Consider the following 17,107-nt stretch of genomic DNA (forward strand, 5'->3'; position numbering starts at 1 on the left):
CGCTACGGTCGTACCTGTAGATAAGCACCTGCACACCAACCCTCGATCCCGGCACTACGCACTTGCCACCACACCCACCCATCGCGTTCGACCGGCCCACTCAAGATCTCAACCTGTGTGCCGGGTTCTAACACCAGCAATACCGGAATATCGGGGCTGAGACCGGGCTGGGCACGCAAATTAAGCGCCGGAATGCCATCACTGACCACTGCTATCCGCCCGACTGCCAATGTGTCAGCCGCCGGCGACGGCTCAACCGTTGCAGGTGGCTCTCCAACCACCGTTGCCTCTGGCCCAGCCGTTGCCGCTACCGTCGGCATATCACTCAGCGACGCAGTCGATGCCAATGAAGGATTCGCAATTGGCACAGACGGCGGTGGAACCGGTGCGGTTGGGTTTTGTAGGCTGAGCGCCATTGCCAAACCGATGATAAAAATACTGACAATGATCAACGTTGGTGCAACCCAACCCGGTACCAGCGGCTTACGTACTTCAGCATCAAATGCTTGATCACCGAGCGCACGCACACGGCGTGCTTCGTCATACGCAGCGTGGCGATCACGCAACCGTACATGCACCGGTTCATCATTGGGAAGCGCCGTTTGCAACCGTATGGGCTGGGTAGGCCGTGACCGTGGCCGATCCGGTTCGGTCACGGGTAAGGCTTGTACGCCATAACGCGGCAAGATCATCGTCGCCAAACGCTGATAGGCAGCCAATGTTTCGCCGGTCACAGCCAAATGCTCACCACGCGCAATTCGGCCGCGTAATCGGTGTAACCGCTGCACTGCATCGACCTCTTCGGCGCTCAGTGGCTGGCGGTCAAGTGCTTGCATCGCGGCCAGCACACCGGAGAACGCGCCTAGTGCTGCCGGTGAATTGATCCGAAGCAGATGGGCACGTAGCGTATCCTCAATCGCGCCGTGGATGCTGAGCAATGCCAACTCGGGTATCTCACGGCGCGCACGCGCCAGCGTATACTTCTCGCGCGCCGACTCCATCAGCGTCAGCGGGTTAATTGTCGTTGACTCATCACCCGTCAGTGTCATCCGAGTTCTGCTTCTAACAGCTCACGCACCCGTTGGGCGTTCGCTTTTCCTTTCGTCGCCCGCATCACCAAACCGACCAAAAACTGAATAGCCGTCTTTTTTCCTTTTCGATATTCGGCAATTGCCTTTTCCGCCTTCTCATCGACCAACACTGCGCGTACCGCTTCTAGCAGTGCCTCATCATCGCTGATCTGCGTCAGTCCACGCTCGGTCACCAAAGCCGCCGGATCGGCGCCGGTCGTGAAGACCTCTTCAAAGAGCTGCTTGGCGACGGCACGGGTAATTGTGCCTTGCTGCACCAACTCAATCAGGGTTGCTAATCGATGAACCGGCATACACTCGATCAATGCCGTTGCCGGTTCGCCACGATCGTTCAGCAAGCGAAAACCCTCATTCAGGACCCAATTTGCGACTTCTTTTGCCCCATCGGGTCGATTCACAGCGGCGACAGCCGTTTCATAATAATCGGCAATGGCACGTTCTTGGGTCAGCAGGTCGGCATCTTGCCAAGATAAACCATACGATTCCATCAGCCGCGTGCGGCGTGCATCGGGCAATTCCGGCAATTCGGCTTGACGGGTAGCAATCCACTCCGGTGACAACACCAGCGGCGGAATATCGGGTTCGGGAAAGTAGCGATAATCGTGCGCATATTCTTTCGAACGCTGACCCTCGGTACGGCCCAAATCCTCACGCCAGCCGCGCGTTTCCTGCTCGACAACGCCACCGGCTTCCAAGATACGGATCTGACGCTCGATCTCATACGCCAGGGCTCGCTCGACAAAACGGAATGAGTTGATATTTTTGATCTCTACTTTAGCGCCAAACCGATCCGAATCGGCGCGGCGTACACTCACATTGGCATCGCAACGCAACGCACCTTCTTCGAGATTACCGCTGTTCGCGCCAATCCAGACCAAAATCTGGCGAATCTTCTCGAAGGTCAGACGAGCTTCTTCCGGCGTGCGAATATCGGGCCGCGTCACGATCTCCATCAGTGGCATCCCGCTCCGGTTGTAGTCGATCAACGATGAACCGTCAGGACTGTGGATCAAGCGACCGGTATCCTCTTCGATATGCAGACGTTCGATCCCGATACGACGTATTTCGCCGGCAGCAGTGCGAATCTCGATCGCGCCATCGCTACACAATGGCTCATCGTACTGTGTTATCTGAAAACCTTTGGGTAAATCGGGATACGGGTATGACTTGCGGGCAAAGACCGAGTGTTCGTTTACCCGACAACCCAGCGCCAGACCGCAGAGTGCTGCCAGCTCGACGGCACGGGCGTTGAGCACCGGCAGCGCACCGGGTAGACCAAGACTTACCACCGAGACCCGTGTATTCGGCGGCGCACCGGCGTAATCGGTACTACAACCGTCAAACATTTTGGAAGCGGTTAGAATGTGAGCATGGATTTCAAGACCAATTGTTGCAATGTATTCCGGCATAACGTTCCTCGCGCAATGTTAGCTTACCCTTATTCTACCCGTTTTTCGGTTACACTGCGCGACGGTTACAACTCCGATGTAGCATATCTCCCACAACGATACGCTACAATGATGTTGTTGCTTCAAACCTCGTCAGGGTTTATGCCCAGCTTACCGCAAACTAGCAGCCAAGCGTTCGGCCCGTTGCCGCTCTTGCTCGGCCCGCGCTTGTAGTTCAACGAAACTCAGAAACGGCTGACCATCCGGCCAGTACATGCGAAAACCTTCGGGAGTGCGACGAAACGTGATACCTAAACGCGGGCTATTCCAGCCATCAAGTTCAGGAATGACCCTCAAGCGACCCTCACGTCGCTTGCCAGCCGCTCATATCACCGGTATCGGGGTCGTACAGATAATACTCTTCGACACTGTACATATCGTAAAATTCCAACTTCGCCGCCATTTCGGTCAATGTGTTGTTCGGTGACAACACCTCAAACACCACCTGCGGCGCAATGTTATCTTCTTCCCACTGACGGTATGAGCCACGGTCACCCTTTGGTCGCCCGAAAACGACCATCACATCAGGTGCGCGGCGAATATCAGGGCGACCTTCAACCGGATACCATAGCAGATCGCCGGCAACGAAGACATCAGCCCGTTCACGAAAGATCGCATCGAGATTCCCCTGAATGGTGACGATTGCATGAAACTACTTAGTGTTGTCCGCTATCAGCATGCCGTCACTTTCTGGGTAGACGATCGGCACGGAAGCAACTACTTGGCTCGTCATCATCCACTTCCTTTGTAGCGAACATTTGTTTGATTGTACTACGTCCTCGGTGTCGGTGCAAATCAGGAGAGCGTACCAATCGCGTCATCATCTGTCAACAGTAGTGTATGATGTGTATAGAACGCAACAAGAGAAAAAGGAAGGAGGACGACATCCGGCATTTACAATGGTGTGGGATAACGTATAATTGTACCTATGGAAAACACCCATGAGCACTGGCAATGTAGTGAAGCTGCTAGGGATTTCGCTCACAACCCTTGCCGCGATGGAGCGTGCAGAGTGACCGATTCCCGTTGCACGAACGGACAGCAATCGTCGCTTGTCCGCCGAATTACGCGCATTCATCGACATGCGCACTCCGGTATCTGAACCGATACGGCTAATTGTATCTTGTTGCGCATTACTCGCACTGCACAGAAGCCAATCCTCGCCAATCAACAACGGAGACGCGAAGCGTTGGTTGTTGCCAACGGTCGTGCATATATGCGTTCGTTGCAGAAATTGGTGGTGGCTGAAGCGCCACGCACAACCGCTTGCTTGAATTCATGAATACCATCGATTGGTGCGTAGTCACGATGTTCATGAGCGCGCATTGTTGTGACCGGCTCGCACGGTTCGGTTTTAGCAGGTCACCACCAACAGTTGCGAAAGGTTGAGTTCTGAATCAGGAGCGTTGCTTTCCTGAGCAGGAGATGGTGTAAGGACTAATGACCATTGCGCGTGGCTTCTCGTCAAGCCTTGATGGGCTCTTTGCGGCCTCTGCGTCTTTGCGTTACATACCTGACGATCACACCACAACACTCAACCTTGCATCCAGAGCAGTTTCGGATGCAGACGGAAACGTTACACCCGTCAGATAGAATCGCGTTCGTGGGAAAGAAACCGTGTGCGCTTTTGCGCACGTTCTTGAGAGCAGGATGATGATGTTCACAAGCTCCCACCAGGCTGCCGAACCCATCCGGGCAGTATTGACAAATGCGCAGCGGATTTTACTGCTGAGCCACATTAACCCTGATGGTGATGCGATCGGTTCGTTGCTCGGCACGATGCATGTGTTACGCGCATTGGGTAAAGAGACGGTAGCACTCGCTTCTTCGGCGCCAATTGATTATTGTGCGGCCTTGCCCGGCTTCACAGAGTTACACGTCTATCGCTCCGGTGATCCGTTGCCCGACTGCGACCTCATCTGGATGGTCGATGTGGCGCATTTGTCGCGCGCCGGTGCGATCTACGATGAACACGCCGCAACGTTGCAATCACGCCCGTTGGTGATTGTCGATCATCATGCGACAAACGATGGTGGTGGCACGGTCAGTCTAATTCAAGCCAACGACTCTTCATGCGCAGAGGTGTTGTTCGATCTCTTTACGGTGCTGGAATGGCCGCTGTCGCCCGATGCTGCCACCTGTCTGTTTCTTGGGATGATGACCGATACGCAGAGCTTTCAGACGCCGACGGTGACACCGGAAACGTTACGACGTGCTGCTGCGTTATTGGAGGCCGGCGCCGATAAAGAACTCGTGGTGAATGCCGTCTTCTTCTCTATTCCTCCGGCAACACTGCGGCTGACCGGTATGGCGATGGCCAATTTGCAGCAAGAAGATGGCATTTTCTGGACAGTCGTTACGCAAGAGATGCTCCGGGTAACCCAGGCAGACGAAGCGGCAACCGATGATACGGTCAGCCGTCTCCAGCGTGTAGCCGGGATGCGTGCTTGTGTGTTGTTTCGTGAACGACCCGATGGTACGGTGAAGATCAGTTTGCGTTCGATACCGGGCATTGATGTAGCAGCAGTAGCCCAGCAGTGGGGTGGCGGTGGGCATCGACAAGCAGCCGGGGCAACGCTCAAGATGAGCTTAGCCGAAGCGGTTGATGCTGTGCTGCCGGTGTTGCGCAAGTCGGTACTGCGGTAAGATTGCGGTAAGATGATGACCGATTTAGCGGGGTTTGTGATTATCGATAAGCCGGCCGGACTGACTTCACACGACGTTGTGGCCCGCGTGCGACGATTGGTCGGACGGGCAGTGAAGGTAGGCCACGCCGGTACGCTCGACCCAATGGCGACGGGGGTGTTGCCGATAGCTTTGGGGAGCGCGACTCGGCTACTCGATCAGTTGGTTGATACCCGAAAAGGTTATCTTGGTGTGGTACGGTTAGGTATACAGACGACGACTGACGATGCCGATGGTGAACCGCTGGTGACGCAGCCGGTTCCCGACCTCACGCCGGAGACTATCGAGGTGGTGTTAACCCGCTTTCGCGGTGATATTCTGCAACAACCACCGGCTTTCTCGGCGCTCCACATTGATGGTCAACGCGCGTATGCGTTAGCGCGCGCCGGCAACGAGGTAACATTAACGCCCAGACCGGTACGGATCGAACGGCTTGATCTGCTTACCGTAGCATTGCCCGATCTGACGATTGCTGTCGAGTGTAGTAAGGGCACCTATATCCGTGCCTTGGCACGTGATATTGGCGCGGCGCTTGGCTGTGGTGGACATCTCGCCTCGCTACAACGCACCTTCACCGGCCCGTTTCGACTTGAACACGCAATACCACTAGCAGCGTTGACCGATCGGGAAGTGGTTATGCGGCATCTGCTACCACCGGAGACGGCCCTGCTCGATTGGCCGCTTGTGCAACTCGATGAAGCCAACACACACCGTATTCTGCACGGTATGTCAATTCCCGCCGGCGAGTCAACGGCTCCTCGTGCTCGCGCTCACGATTCCGATGGAAAGCTCATTGCCCTGCTGCGGCGTGACGGCGAGCGGTGGCAACCGGTGAAAGTTTTTCGTCATCGTTGATAGATGTGCAGGTAGAACACGTCTATGGAACCTACCAATCGCCTTTACTACGATGATTCCTATCTCACCCAATTTACGGCCCGTGTTGTCGCCGTCGGCGATTATCGTGGCCGGCCTGCATTAGCGCTCGACCGCAGTGCGTTCTACCCTGAAGGTGGTGGGCAACCTGCCGACCGCGGTTGGTTGACCAATGCCGACACCCACCGACGCTGGGCGGTGCATGATGTGCAGAGTGACAATGGTGTCGTGTGGCACATTCTGAGCGGCGATGCGCCACTACCGGCGGTGGGGAATAGCGTTATCGGCCAGATCGACTGGGCACGTCGGTTTGATCACATGCAACAGCACTGTGGTCAGCATATCTTGACTGCTGCGTTCATTGCTACGTGCAACGCACCGACCACCTCGTTTCATCTGAGCGAGCGCACTGTCACCATTGATCTGGCAATCTCTACCCTCACCGACGAACAGGTTTGGGCGGCAGAAGCATGGGCTAATACCGCGATATGGCAAAATCTTCCAATCCAGGCCCGCTTTGTGACACCGACCGAACTGGCCCACATCCCGCTTCGTAAACCACCGACGGTGAACGAACAGGTGCGCGTCGTCAGCATTGGTGACATCGACCATTCTGCCTGCGGTGGCACCCATCCGGCACGCAGCGGTGAAGTGGGCGCAATTGCAATCTTGGGATGGTCGCGCCAGCGCGGGATGATCCGAGTGGAGTTTGTTTGCGGTGGGCGGGTGATTGCTGCCCTCCACGAACGCGATCGGGCAGCGCGCGGGGCAGCGGCAGCGTTGAGCGTGGGCTGGACCGAACTACCGCAAGCTATTGCTCGCTTACAAGAGACGCAACAGGCTTTGCAGCGTGAACTCACCCAAACGCAACGCGAACTCGATGCAATGCGGGCAACACAATGGTACGCCCAGACGCCACCGGTCGATGGGCGACGGATCGTTACAGTGACCCTTCCCACTGCCGGTATTGAGCGCTTGCGCACCATTGCCAGCTTCATCGCCGAATTACCAGGTGGAATTGCCATTGTGGCCGGCGGTACAGAACGTGTACAGATCGTCGTCGCTTGTGCCGCCGATACCGGCGCCGACGCCCGTGAGATTCTCGCTGCCGGTATGACCGTGCTCGGCGGACGCGGTGGCGGTCAGGTGCATCTCGCTCAAGGCGGTGGTGGTCAACCGGAAGTACTATCAGCAGCCCTGGCAGCAATGGTAGAGCGAGCAAGTCGAGCCTAACGCTGCCGACCTAACACTGCGATAACTGCTTCTGCTATAATAACGCCGATTCGGATACCCTGCACAGATAGCCAGAGCAATGGCCCCCGCACGTAGTGCGGTGTCGGTTGGTAACTTTGATAGGCTGGGTTCATCTAAAGTTCCCTCTGCTCGGCGCAATGCTGCGCCCCAATGTCCGGCGACGACAACTAGCAATGATGCTCCCTGATGTGCGATCCAGACCGTGCAGTGGCAGGCATGTACGGACAGGTAGGGTATTTCTGCCGCAACATTACAGCATGACTTTTTGTTATGGGGAGACAACTATGGGCCGGACGATGCAATCTCTGTCGTTACGCGGATTAGGTTCACCATCGTTTATCACGCGAGCGGCACGACCCTGTTCGTTGTACAATTCACGATCATTGCCATTGAAGAAACAAATCACGAGTCCATTAGCCACTACACCGGCTCACACCCAACTGCCGAGTGACGGTCAGCCGGGCGAAGTCGTCGCGCTGCCGGCGCCGCAGGTGAGCGTATCCACAGTTGCCGAACCGGCCCACGCACCACTGCCGAGCGACGGCCAGCCCGGTGAAGTCATCGAGCTGCCGGCGCCGCAGTTTGAAATACCGATGAAGGCGTGATTGCACCTTGTTACGTCATGTCGGTCGTTGGAATCCTTCACCGATGACTTCGTCAACATCGCCGATAATGACAAACGCCGCAGGATCAACGGTGGTCACAACATTCTTGAGAAAACCGATTTCAGTGCGGGCCACAACACACAGAAGGACAGCACGCTTCGCACCGGAGTAACCACCGATCCCTTCAAGCTCGGTAATCCCTCGACCGAGGCGATGGAGTATCGCCTGCCGGATCGGGTCAGGATTGGCGGTGATGATCAATGCCTGGCGTGCGCCTTTACCGGCGGCAAGCACGGTATCGATGGCGCGACTGGCAGTAAACGCTACCAACAGTGCATAAAGGATCTTCTCCGGCCCATAGCTAAAGAGGGCCGCAGTAAAGACCAGTGCGTCGAAACTGAGCAAGCTACGGCCCGGCTGAATCCCGAACCGGCGCTCGATGAGACGAGCCAAAATATCACTACCACCGGTCGTACCACGGGCGCGCAACACCAACCCAATCCCTAGACCATCGATCAGCCCTCCGTAGAGGCTGTACAGAAGTGGATCGTTGGTGATAGGACGAGCAAAAGGAGCTAGACCATCAATCGCCAACGACATCACGACAACGGTATACAAAGTACGGATACCGAACACAGCCCCTCCGAGATACCGCCAGCCCGCGATCAAGAGGGGTACGTTGAGGATTAACACCACAGCACCGACCGGTGTGCCGAGAAAGGTATTGAGCAATTGTGCTACGCCGGTGATACCACCAGTGACAACCTGATTCGGTACCAAAAAAAAGCGCACAGCAGTTGCACTCAGCAACGCACCAACGGTCAGCAGCACATAGTCGTAGATTGTCCGAGCAAATCGTTGCCAGCGCGACTGTGTTTGCATAGAAAACCCGATCAACAAAAAATGCGAAGGCGCAATGGCGTCTTGTTCGTAACACCGTTGCGTCTTCGCGCCCAAACTCCTACCGATAGACTTTACAACCCGGCGGCGCGGCGCAGCTCTTCCACTCGATTCGTGCGCTCCCACGGCAAATCAATGTCGGTACGACCAAAATGCCCACCCGCCGCAGTTTTACGGTAGATCGGGCGACGCAGATCGAGATCACGGATGATAGCACCCGGTCGCAGATCGAACACCTCGTTAATCGCCTTGAGGATGACTTCATCGGGCACCGTACCGGTTCCGAATGTCTCGACGCTGAGCGAAAGTGGCCGAGCGACGCCGATCGCATAGCTCACTTGCAGCTCAACGCGACGAGCAAGACCGGCAGCCACGATGTTCTTGGCTACCCAGCGGCATGCATACGCAGCGCTGCGATCAACCTTCGAGGGATCTTTGCCACTAAATGCCCCGCCGCCGTGACGAGCCACCCCACCGTAGGTATCAACAATAATCTTGCGTCCGGTCAACCCGCTATCGCCCATCGGACCACCGATCACAAAACGGCCGGTCGGATTGATGAAGATTTTGGTCTGCGTATCGAGCCACGCCTCCGGAATCTCGGTCTTAATCACATGCTCGATCAGATCGGCCCGGATCTGCTCTTGGGTGACATCAGGTGCATGCTGACTACTGATCAATACTGTATCGACGCGCACCGGCTTGCCAAAGCTATACTCGACCGTGACCTGCGATTTAGCATCGGGGCGCAGATACGGCAATGTACCATCTTTGCGTACCCGCTCGAGCCGGCGGATGAGGCGGTGCGCCAGCGCAATACTCGCCGGCATCAGTTCTGGCGTCTCATCACATGCAAAGCCGAACATCATCCCTTGATCACCGGCCCCAACCGCTTCGACATCATCCTGCATCGCACCGATCTTTGCCTCGAGCGCCTTATCGACACCCATCGCAATATCCGGCGACTGACCGTGAATGGCGACCATAACACCGCACGTATCGGCATCAAAGCCGTACTCGGCATTGGTATAGCCGATCTCTTTGACCGTGCGGCGCACAATTTCCTCAATCGGGATATACCCTCGCTCGTAGGTCACTTCACCCAAAACAACAATCAAACCGGTGGTTGTAGCCGTTTCGACGGCGACCCGCGCTTTGGGATCGTGGCTGAGGAAGGCATCGAGAATAGCGTCGCTGATCTGATCGCACATCTTGTCGGGATGCCCCTCGCTCACACTTTCACTGGTGAAATAGAAACGCGGCGAATTCATGAAGGTGTTTGCCATACGTAACCCCTATTCTTCCTCTAAGATAGGGGAACAGAGCGCACTTCTCCGTCTCCCCAACGCTCCGCTTGCTTACGTTCCTTCTTGCCACGAATTGAGATACGCTTCTTGCTCAGGGGTGAGGGTATCGATGGTAATCCCCATCGCTGCCAACTTCAACGCGGCAATCTCCCGATCCAGCTCCTTAGGGAGTGCATGTACGCCAACCGGCAGCTTCCCATGATTGCGCAGTAAAAACTCGCTCGCCAAAGCCTGATTGGCAAAGCTCATATCCATCACCGCGCTCGGATGACCCTCGGCGCTGGCTAAGTTGATCAGACGACCCTCACCCAAGAGATTGATCGCCCGTCCGTCACGCAAGATATACTGGTCGACAAAAGCCCGCGGCTGGCGCTTCTCGACACTGAGTGCTTCGAGGGCTGGAATGTTAATCTCGACGTTGAAGTGACCGCTGTTGGCGATCACACAACCGTCTTTCATCACCTCGAACACATTCTGGTCGATCACGTGCTTATTACCGGTCGCAGTCACGATAAAGTCGGCCTGTCGTGCTGCCTCTACCATCGGCATCACCCGAAAACCGTCCATAACCGCTTCCAACGCCTTCACCGGATCGATCTCGGTCACAATGACGTTGGCCCCTAAGCCACGGGCACGCTCGGCGATGCCACGCGAACACCAGCCATAGCCGGCAACGACGAAAGTCTTCCCGGCAAGCAGAATATTCGTAGCCCTGATGATACCGTCGAGAGTGCTCTGACCGGTACCATACCGGTTGTCGAACATGTGCTTGGTATCGCTATCATTGACGGCAATTACCGGGAAGGGCAAGACGCCCTGCTTCGCCATGGCCTTGAGGCGGATCACGCCGGTGGTGGTTTCTTCGGTGCTCCCAACCATATACGGGATCAAGTCGGGCCGCTCCTTGAGCACGCCGGTCACCAAATCGGCGCCATCGTCCATGGTCAATTGCGGATTGTGATCGAGCGCGGCCCGAATATGGCTGTAATAGACTTCATTGCTCTCACCCTTGATCGCAAACACCGGAATCTCTTCGTAAGCCACCAGCGCTGCGGCTACATCATCTTGGGTGCTCAGCGGATTCGAGGCGACTAACACCACATCGGCCCCACCCGCTACTAGTGTACGCATCAGGTTGGCCGTCTCGGTGGTCACGTGCAGACAAGCACTAATCCGCAAACCGGCCAGCGGACGCTCACGCGCAAAGCGCTCGCGGATCAATCGCAGCACCGGCATCTCTTTTTCGGCCCATTCAATCCGCTTACGTCCTTGCTCGGCAAGACTCAAATCTTTCACGTCATAACTCATCGTCATACAGGCTTATGCTCCTTTGCTCAGGTCAAGATAGCGTTTGCATCGGCCATTCCGGTGCAAACGCTGGCATACGAATCTCAGAGGGAGTTGCTGTTGCCGCACTGGTAAAAAGCGCCTCCATCACGGCTAAATTATCGAGCGACTCGGTAAGTGGCATTGCACCGATAGAAGGCACCGGCGCACCCGCAGTAGCTAAAGCGGCAAAACCTTCTGCCTCGAGCCGAAAATGATCGGCGGGCGGAATGGTGATCGTCTCAACCGTCACGTGACGGCCACCGTGTGCAACCATGATCGTCGTTGCCAAATCAGGTGTGGGGTTGAACGGTCGCTCGAGATGGATCCAACCCTCACTGCCGATAATCTCTACTCGCTGGTTCCATGCTGTACGAAAACTACAGGACACCATCGCACAACGCTCGGCTGCAAACCACAACATCCCGCACAGGCTCATATCAACCGGTGCACCGTCCATCAACGCACTCGCCGTTTGCGGACGTATACCGAAGACCATCCGCGCATAACTGAGCGGATAGCAACCGATGTCGTAGAGTGCCCCCCCGCCGAGCACCGGATCAAGGCGAATATTGGTGGCATCATCGAGGAGAAAGGCAAAGTGACCACGAACTTGTCGGACCTCACCGATCACCCCCTCGGCAAGCAGACGCTGCACGGTGAGCGTTTGCGGATGGAAGCGGTACATAAATGCCTCCATCAACAATCGGCGCTGCGTTTGCGCGGCGGCAACCATAGCCAAACCATCGGCCAGCGTTGTCGCCAGTGGTTTTTCACACAACACGTGTTTACCGGCCTGCAAAGCCGCAATTGACCATTGAGCGTGGAGACTATTGGGCAGTGCATTGTAAACCGCCTCAACTTCAGGATCGTTGAGCAGTGCGACGTAATCACCATACGCACGTGGAATCCCGAATTCGGCGGCACATGCCGCCGCACGATTGACATCACGGGCGGCAATCGCAACAACCTGTTCGGTCGCCGAGCGAGCGACGGCACTCGCGAACCGGCGCGCAATACGTCCGGCGCTCAGAATCCCCCATTTCATGCGGCCTCCCGCAACGAAAAGATGTCGAGCGGCAAATCGCAACCAAACGCAGCACGGTACCGCGCAACAAATTGGGGTAAGGTAAAGCGATGCTCTTGGCACCCACGCTCTTCAATCGCGTATGCAGCACACAGCGCGGCAATGCGCCCGGTCATCTCCCACGATAATCGATGCACCAGACCAAAGGCGATCCCGGCCAGATACGCATCACCGGCACCGGTTGGATCGCGCACTTCTTCGACCGGTGCAATAGGAATGGCTGCCGCCAATTGACCATCAACAAAGATGTGTGAACCGTCGACCCCGCGTGTAACGACCGTAATCGGTGCGCGGCCGATCAGCTCATCTTCGCTCAACCCCAAGCACTTCGCCATCATCCCAAATTCGTAGTCATTGCTGATCAACACCTGCGCCCCGCGCAAGCCCACTTCCAGCAGATCGGCATCAAGCCGCGGCGTCTGCTTCCCCGGATCGAAGATATACGGCACGCCCATCTGCTGACATTCAAGGGCAAACCGACGCATTGCATCGGGGTTGGTAGGCGAAATCAGAACGAGATCATCTACGGTCAGGCCACGGTTGAGGAGCGAATTGTGATGATCGTGAGCCATTGCACCGGCATAAAACGCAACAATCTGATTATTCGCCTTGTCGGTATTGATAAAGCAAGAGGAGGTAAACTCGTGTTCGATAATCGTAATTCCGCTTGTATCAATCCCTTGCTCCTCGAGCCACTCGCGGTAAGCATCGAAATCATGACCGGCTGACCCGACAATGAGCGAACGTTCACCAAGTAAACTCAAATTATACGCAATATTCCCGGCCACCCCCCCACGCATTTTACGCATTGAGTCAACCAAAAAACTAACTGAAATAATATGTGCTTTGTCGCTAAGCATAAAATCTTTGAAATAGCCGGGAAAATCCATAATATAATCAAATGCTAGCGAACCGGTGACCACGATCTTCACAGCGCGCACTCCTCTGACTAACCCACATAGATGCGGGAAAAGCGTACCAACATATTACAACCAGCTACTCTTCTTCGCCGACACCCAACGTCTGTCGTACCAACCGAGACGTTTCGGCGCAGAGCTGTAACGCTTGTTCAGCTTGTGCCGGACTCACATATGCCAGACTCCCGGTAAACGAGAGAAACGATTGTTGCTGCACAACCGCTACATCAAGTCCAGTTGCCGTCGCCACCTCGTGCATCGCTCTCACCACACGATCACACAAATCGCTCGCATGAACATTAGCCAGTAAGCGAGCTTCAACCGGCGTGACACCCCATGCCAAACAACCACCACCCGCCAAAAATTGCGTTAGTGGCGTGGCAACCTGCAACAATGATTGCAAATGATCGGCCGGGTGAAAGCCAATAACATCGAGTGGGAGCGGCAAAATTGCCTCCCAGAGCACGGCACTACTGATAAACAAGCCGCGTCGCGCCGGCAGATCGACGAGTAGCCGGTTGAGCAAATCGATCCCATCGTCCCACTCTAACGGGCTCAGCGGGTGCAAGATGGCATCGAGAAACGGCTCATCGATCATGACCAGTCGATACGCCGCGTACCCTTGCACTTGCTCGTGTTGCCATGCCACCCGCAAGCTACACAAATTGAGTAACAGTTCACGCCACTCTGGCGCGTAAGCTAAAGGTCGGTCATGATTGTCGGTCAACGCCAAACTGAGGCTCACCGGGCCAATTGTCTCGTATTTGAGCAAAAATGGATGGCGATCTTCGGTATTGAGCTGACGGAGTAGCTCTTCAAGGACAACAACGGCCGGACCCGACAACGCAGCAAATTGCGCATCACCACGCAGATACGCCAACCCAACCCGAACCGCTTCGCGCTCAAGCGTCTCGTGGTCAACGGCCAATCGGTCACGTTCGAGATCGATCTGCACACCGGGCAAACCTTGTGCTGCCAAGGCAAATGGTGTATCGGCAAGGGTACGTGGCAAGGGTAATGGCCATGCTGGTGTCTGCGGAAAATACCGGCAGATTAACTGCGCCACGATCATCGGATTCGTATGAGGCAACCCACCGCGCAGAAGTGGCCGGCAGGCCGGCTGAAACGACCCCAGCACATTCATGGTTGACTCGCCAGTTGACACAAGGCTACCGTGAACGGAGGATGCAGCACGCCTCGCTCGGTGATGATCGCCGTTACCAATTCGTTTGGCGTAACGTCAAACGCCGGATGAGCAGCCGGCACACCGTGCGGAGCAATGGCAATCCCGGCGATGTGAGTCACCTCTGCCGGATCGCGCTCTTCGATAGGAATATCGGCGCCACTCGCCGTGGCAAGATCGATGGTGGAATAAGGGGCAGCGACGTAGAAAGGTATCTGATGATAACGGGCGAGTACTGCCAAGCCATAGGTACCGATCTTGTTAGCCACATCACCGTTGGCAGCAATCCGATCAGCACCAACGATAATACAATCGATATGGCCGCGTTGCATCATAAAAGCGGCCATATTATCGGTGATTAAGGTCTGGGGAATACCGGCCTGTAACAATTCCCACGCCGTCAACCGGGCGCCTTGCAAGAAGGGGCGCGTTTCATCAACAAAGACATGAATGGGCCGACCTTGGGCAAAGGCGGTGCGAATGGGGGCAAGTGCCGTTCCGTACCCGGCAGTTGCCAGGCCACCGGCGTTGCAGTGGGTCAGCACGTGACCACGCGGGGGAATGAGTGGTGCGCCGTGTTCTCCTATCGCATGGCACATAGCGAGATCCTCGGCGAAAATCGCCTCGGCCTCAGTCAACAATGCAGTTTTGATCGCTGCGATGCCTTCGGGAGCAACCGTTTCAGCCCGCCGTAGCATGCGGCTTGTCGCCCAGGCCAAATTGACCGCTGTTGGACGCTGAGCATCGAAGATCGCTTTGGCTTGGCGTAGCTCTTCAAGTAGCTCCTCAACCGAATGAGCAGCACTCTGCCGAGCAGCCAACGCCATGCCATACGCAGCCGTGCAACCGATTGCCGGTGCGCCCCGTACCTGCATACTGCGAATAGCATAGGCGACCAGGCTCAGATCGGTGCAATTCACCACCTCGACGATGTGTGGCAGCTTGCGCTGATCGATCAGGCGAACCGTCTCATTTTCCCACCAAACTGTGCGGAATTCCATAGGCGTCGCAATAAATTGAGCCACTCGCATAGCGAGAGGCTCCGATCATCACTTCGTTCCTCTCATCTTTCGGCTAATGCTCTTCATTGCCGCTGGATTTGGCACCTTCCCTTTCGGGGGTTGCCGGGCGTCATCGGGCCAGTCCCTCAGCCCATCTCGATGAGCATCTGAAGTTCGCTGACGCACTACGGCGCCGCACGCGAACGTTGTGAGCGATTATAACACGACTGACGGCAAGAGGCAACCGCTACAAAAAGTGTGCAAAAACGTGATTACCCACCATCCGTCCTCGCTCCGTCAACCACACCCGTCGGTCATCTATCGCGATCAACCCGTGCTGCATCAGCTCGTGCAAGGCGGTTCCGTAGTACTCGGTGAGATCATCGCCGACACGGGCGGCAAAGTGCTCAAAACTTACCCCAATATCGAGCCGCAAGCCCATCATCATCGTTTCAGCAGCCAGATCGGCAGGGGTCAGTGGGATAGTCTCGGCAATCGGGCGATGACCGGCTTGAACGGCAGCGATGTACCCATCGATGGATCGAATATTGGCGTAGCGCTGCGGGAAGAGATGGCCATGAGCGCCGGCGCCGGCGGCCAAATAGTCACTATTGAACCAGTAGGCCAGGTTGTGATGACACGCCAATCGCGGCGGTGCATCAGGCCGATCACCCGGCTGGGGACGTACCCAGTTCGAGATTTCGTAGTGCCGATAACCGGCTTTGTCAAGAAGGTCCATCGCCAATTCGTACATCGCTGCGGTGAGATCATCGTCGGGCACCTGTACGCGCCCCGCCGTGACCTGCGCATAGAGTGGCGTATTCTCTTCGAGAATGAGCGAGTACAGGGCCAGATGATCCACGTCCCACGAGATGACTTCGGTGAGTGTGGCTTGCCAATCGGCAAGGTCTTGCCCGGGCAAGCCAAAGATGAAATCCAGGTTGATCGACTCAAAACCGACTGCACGGGCATCAAGATAGCTTGCCTTGGCTTCGGCAGCGGTGTGAATACGTCCTAGCACCCGTAAGGTTGGATCGTGCAAGCTTTGTACCCCCATACTCAACCGATTCACACCAAGCGAGCGGATGGCACGCAGATACTCGCGGCCTAGCACCGTTCCGGGATTTGCCTCAAGCGAGATCTCGGCCGTTTCGAGAGGAACGAGCGCCGTAGCCGCGGTCAGAATGCGTTCAATCTGTGCCGGCGTCAGCATACTCGGCGTCCCACCGCCAAAGAAGATACTTGGCCGCAATGCCGCTGCTGCCGGTGATTTCGGTAACGGTGGGAGCGACTCGCGCAACATAGCTAACTCGGTACAGAGTGCATCAACATACGCCGCAATGCGATGCTCCATGTTGGCGTAGGTGTTGAAATCGCAATACGAACAGCGCCGATGGCAAAAGGGGATATGGATATATAAGTGGCGCATA

15 protein-coding genes, 1 pseudogene and 1 riboswitch are annotated in these 17,107 nt (G+C 56.1%); of the genes and pseudogenes, 4 read left to right on the plus strand and 12 right to left on the minus strand.

Annotation, left to right across the window (positions count from 1 at the left end; all coding sequences use genetic code 11):
- Positions 1–2: 2 nt before the first annotated feature.
- The 3 genes and pseudogenes from ACP5OT_RS05560 to ACP5OT_RS05570 all read right to left on the minus strand — a co-directional run bounded on the left by ACP5OT_RS05560 (position 3) and on the right by ACP5OT_RS05570 (position 3,272).
- Positions 3–1,049 carry an SH3 domain-containing protein gene (locus ACP5OT_RS05560; RefSeq protein ID WP_424675542.1) on the minus strand — a complete coding sequence of 349 codons (1,047 nt, stop codon included), beginning with the start codon at positions 1,047–1,049 and terminating at the stop codon, positions 3–5.
- A complete protein-coding gene (gene gatB, locus ACP5OT_RS05565) occupies positions 1,046–2,500 on the minus strand; it encodes an Asp-tRNA(Asn)/Glu-tRNA(Gln) amidotransferase subunit GatB (RefSeq protein WP_424675543.1) in 1,455 nt (484 codons plus the stop codon). The genes ACP5OT_RS05560 and gatB overlap by 4 nt, the downstream gene beginning before the upstream one ends.
- A gap of 122 nt (positions 2,501–2,622) precedes the next feature.
- Positions 2,623–3,272: pseudogene (locus ACP5OT_RS05570) on the minus strand (Uma2 family endonuclease).
- A 920-nt stretch (positions 3,273–4,192) separates the two neighbouring features.
- Here ACP5OT_RS05570 and ACP5OT_RS05575 point away from each other — a divergent pair.
- Genes ACP5OT_RS05575 through ACP5OT_RS05585 form a run of 3 tightly spaced genes read left to right on the plus strand, consistent with a single transcriptional unit; the run spans position 4,193 to position 7,330 of the window.
- Positions 4,193–5,185: a DHH family phosphoesterase gene (locus ACP5OT_RS05575; RefSeq protein ID WP_428131587.1), complete on the plus strand. Its 993-nt coding sequence runs from the start codon at positions 4,193–4,195 to the stop codon at positions 5,183–5,185.
- 15 nt (positions 5,186–5,200) lie between these two features.
- Entirely contained in the window at positions 5,201–6,079 is an 879-nt protein-coding gene (truB, locus tag ACP5OT_RS05580; protein WP_428131589.1) for a tRNA pseudouridine(55) synthase TruB, read from the plus strand.
- Positions 6,080–6,103: 24 nt separating this feature from the next.
- Positions 6,104–7,330: an alanyl-tRNA editing protein gene (locus tag ACP5OT_RS05585; protein WP_424675546.1), complete on the plus strand. Its 1,227-nt coding sequence runs from the start codon at positions 6,104–6,106 to the stop codon at positions 7,328–7,330.
- On the opposite strand, the gene ACP5OT_RS05590 is transcribed toward ACP5OT_RS05585, so the two are convergent.
- On the minus strand, positions 7,327–7,464 hold the full coding sequence (locus ACP5OT_RS05590) for a hypothetical protein (protein ID WP_424675547.1): 138 nt from the start codon (positions 7,462–7,464) through the stop codon (positions 7,327–7,329). The two genes, ACP5OT_RS05585 and ACP5OT_RS05590, sit on opposite strands and share 4 nt — an antisense overlap.
- A 171-nt stretch (positions 7,465–7,635) precedes the next feature.
- Between ACP5OT_RS05590 and ACP5OT_RS05595 the strand changes: the two genes are divergently transcribed.
- The gene (locus ACP5OT_RS05595; RefSeq protein WP_424675548.1) at positions 7,636–7,956 is read left to right on the plus strand and encodes a hypothetical protein; all 321 of its coding nucleotides are present in this window, start codon (positions 7,636–7,638) and stop codon (positions 7,954–7,956) included.
- A 15-nt stretch (positions 7,957–7,971) separates the two neighbouring features.
- Here ACP5OT_RS05595 and ACP5OT_RS05600 read toward each other — a convergent pair whose 3' ends face one another.
- The 8 genes from ACP5OT_RS05600 to hemW form a co-directional block, all read right to left on the minus strand.
- Positions 7,972–8,838, minus strand: a complete 867-nt coding sequence (locus tag ACP5OT_RS05600; RefSeq protein WP_424675549.1) for a YitT family protein — start codon at positions 8,836–8,838, stop codon at positions 7,972–7,974.
- Between the two features lie 92 nt (positions 8,839–8,930).
- Positions 8,931–10,142, minus strand: a complete 1,212-nt coding sequence (metK, locus tag ACP5OT_RS05605) for a methionine adenosyltransferase (RefSeq protein ID WP_015942249.1) — start codon at positions 10,140–10,142, stop codon at positions 8,931–8,933.
- A 72-nt stretch (positions 10,143–10,214) separates the two neighbouring features.
- Entirely contained in the window at positions 10,215–11,477 is a 1,263-nt protein-coding gene (ahcY, locus tag ACP5OT_RS05610; protein ID WP_424675550.1) for an adenosylhomocysteinase, read from the minus strand.
- 25 nt (positions 11,478–11,502) lie between these two features.
- Positions 11,503–12,537, minus strand: a complete 1,035-nt coding sequence (locus tag ACP5OT_RS05615; RefSeq protein ID WP_428112270.1) for a Gfo/Idh/MocA family protein — start codon at positions 12,535–12,537, stop codon at positions 11,503–11,505.
- Positions 12,534–13,508 (minus strand): carbohydrate kinase family protein, encoded by a 975-nt coding sequence (locus ACP5OT_RS05620; protein WP_424675552.1) that lies wholly within the window; start codon positions 13,506–13,508, stop codon positions 12,534–12,536. Before ACP5OT_RS05620 ends, ACP5OT_RS05615 begins: the two co-directional genes overlap by 4 nt.
- Positions 13,509–13,572: 64 nt before the next feature.
- A complete protein-coding gene (locus tag ACP5OT_RS05625) occupies positions 13,573–14,658 on the minus strand; it encodes a hypothetical protein (RefSeq protein WP_428131591.1) in 1,086 nt (361 codons plus the stop codon).
- Positions 14,634–15,677 carry an S-methyl-5-thioribose-1-phosphate isomerase gene (gene mtnA, locus ACP5OT_RS05630; protein WP_424675563.1) on the minus strand — a complete coding sequence of 348 codons (1,044 nt, stop codon included), beginning with the start codon at positions 15,675–15,677 and terminating at the stop codon, positions 14,634–14,636. The genes ACP5OT_RS05625 and mtnA overlap by 25 nt, the downstream gene beginning before the upstream one ends.
- 59 nt (positions 15,678–15,736) lie before the next feature.
- Positions 15,737–15,843, minus strand: a riboswitch (SAM riboswitch).
- An 81-nt stretch (positions 15,844–15,924) separates the two neighbouring features.
- Complete coding sequence (gene hemW / locus ACP5OT_RS05635) at positions 15,925–17,106, minus strand: radical SAM family heme chaperone HemW (RefSeq protein ID WP_424675554.1); 1,182 nt, start codon at positions 17,104–17,106, stop codon at positions 15,925–15,927.
- Position 17,107 lies beyond the last annotated feature (1 nt).

The sequence above is a fragment of the Chloroflexus sp. genome, assembly GCF_049970315.1.
In the GTDB taxonomy this organism is placed as follows: Bacteria; Chloroflexota; Chloroflexia; order Chloroflexales; family Chloroflexaceae; genus Chloroflexus.

Excerpts from the sequence above, each read along its gene's own strand:
- ACP5OT_RS05560 (WP_424675542.1), bottom strand. The coding sequence starts at position 1,049 with ATGACACTGACGGGTGATGAGTCAACGACAATTAACCCGCTGACGCTG.
- gatB (WP_424675543.1), bottom strand. The coding sequence starts at position 2,500 with ATGCCGGAATACATTGCAACAATTGGTCTTGAAATCCATGCTCACATT.
- ACP5OT_RS05575 (WP_428131587.1), top strand. The coding sequence starts at position 4,193 with ATGATGTTCACAAGCTCCCACCAGGCTGCCGAACCCATCCGGGCAGTA.
- truB (WP_428131589.1), top strand. The coding sequence starts at position 5,201 with ATGACCGATTTAGCGGGGTTTGTGATTATCGATAAGCCGGCCGGACTG.
- ACP5OT_RS05585 (WP_424675546.1), top strand. The coding sequence starts at position 6,104 with ATGGAACCTACCAATCGCCTTTACTACGATGATTCCTATCTCACCCAA.
- ACP5OT_RS05590 (WP_424675547.1), bottom strand. The coding sequence starts at position 7,464 with ATGAACCCAGCCTATCAAAGTTACCAACCGACACCGCACTACGTGCGG.
- ACP5OT_RS05595 (WP_424675548.1), top strand. The coding sequence starts at position 7,636 with ATGGGCCGGACGATGCAATCTCTGTCGTTACGCGGATTAGGTTCACCA.
- ACP5OT_RS05600 (WP_424675549.1), bottom strand. The coding sequence starts at position 8,838 with ATGCAAACACAGTCGCGCTGGCAACGATTTGCTCGGACAATCTACGAC.
- metK (WP_015942249.1), bottom strand. The coding sequence starts at position 10,142 with ATGGCAAACACCTTCATGAATTCGCCGCGTTTCTATTTCACCAGTGAA.
- ahcY (WP_424675550.1), bottom strand. The coding sequence starts at position 11,477 with ATGACGATGAGTTATGACGTGAAAGATTTGAGTCTTGCCGAGCAAGGA.
- ACP5OT_RS05615 (WP_428112270.1), bottom strand. The coding sequence starts at position 12,537 with ATGAAATGGGGGATTCTGAGCGCCGGACGTATTGCGCGCCGGTTCGCG.
- mtnA (WP_424675563.1), bottom strand. The coding sequence starts at position 15,677 with ATGGAATTCCGCACAGTTTGGTGGGAAAATGAGACGGTTCGCCTGATC.
- hemW (WP_424675554.1), bottom strand. The coding sequence starts at position 17,106 with ATGCGCCACTTATATATCCATATCCCCTTTTGCCATCGGCGCTGTTCG.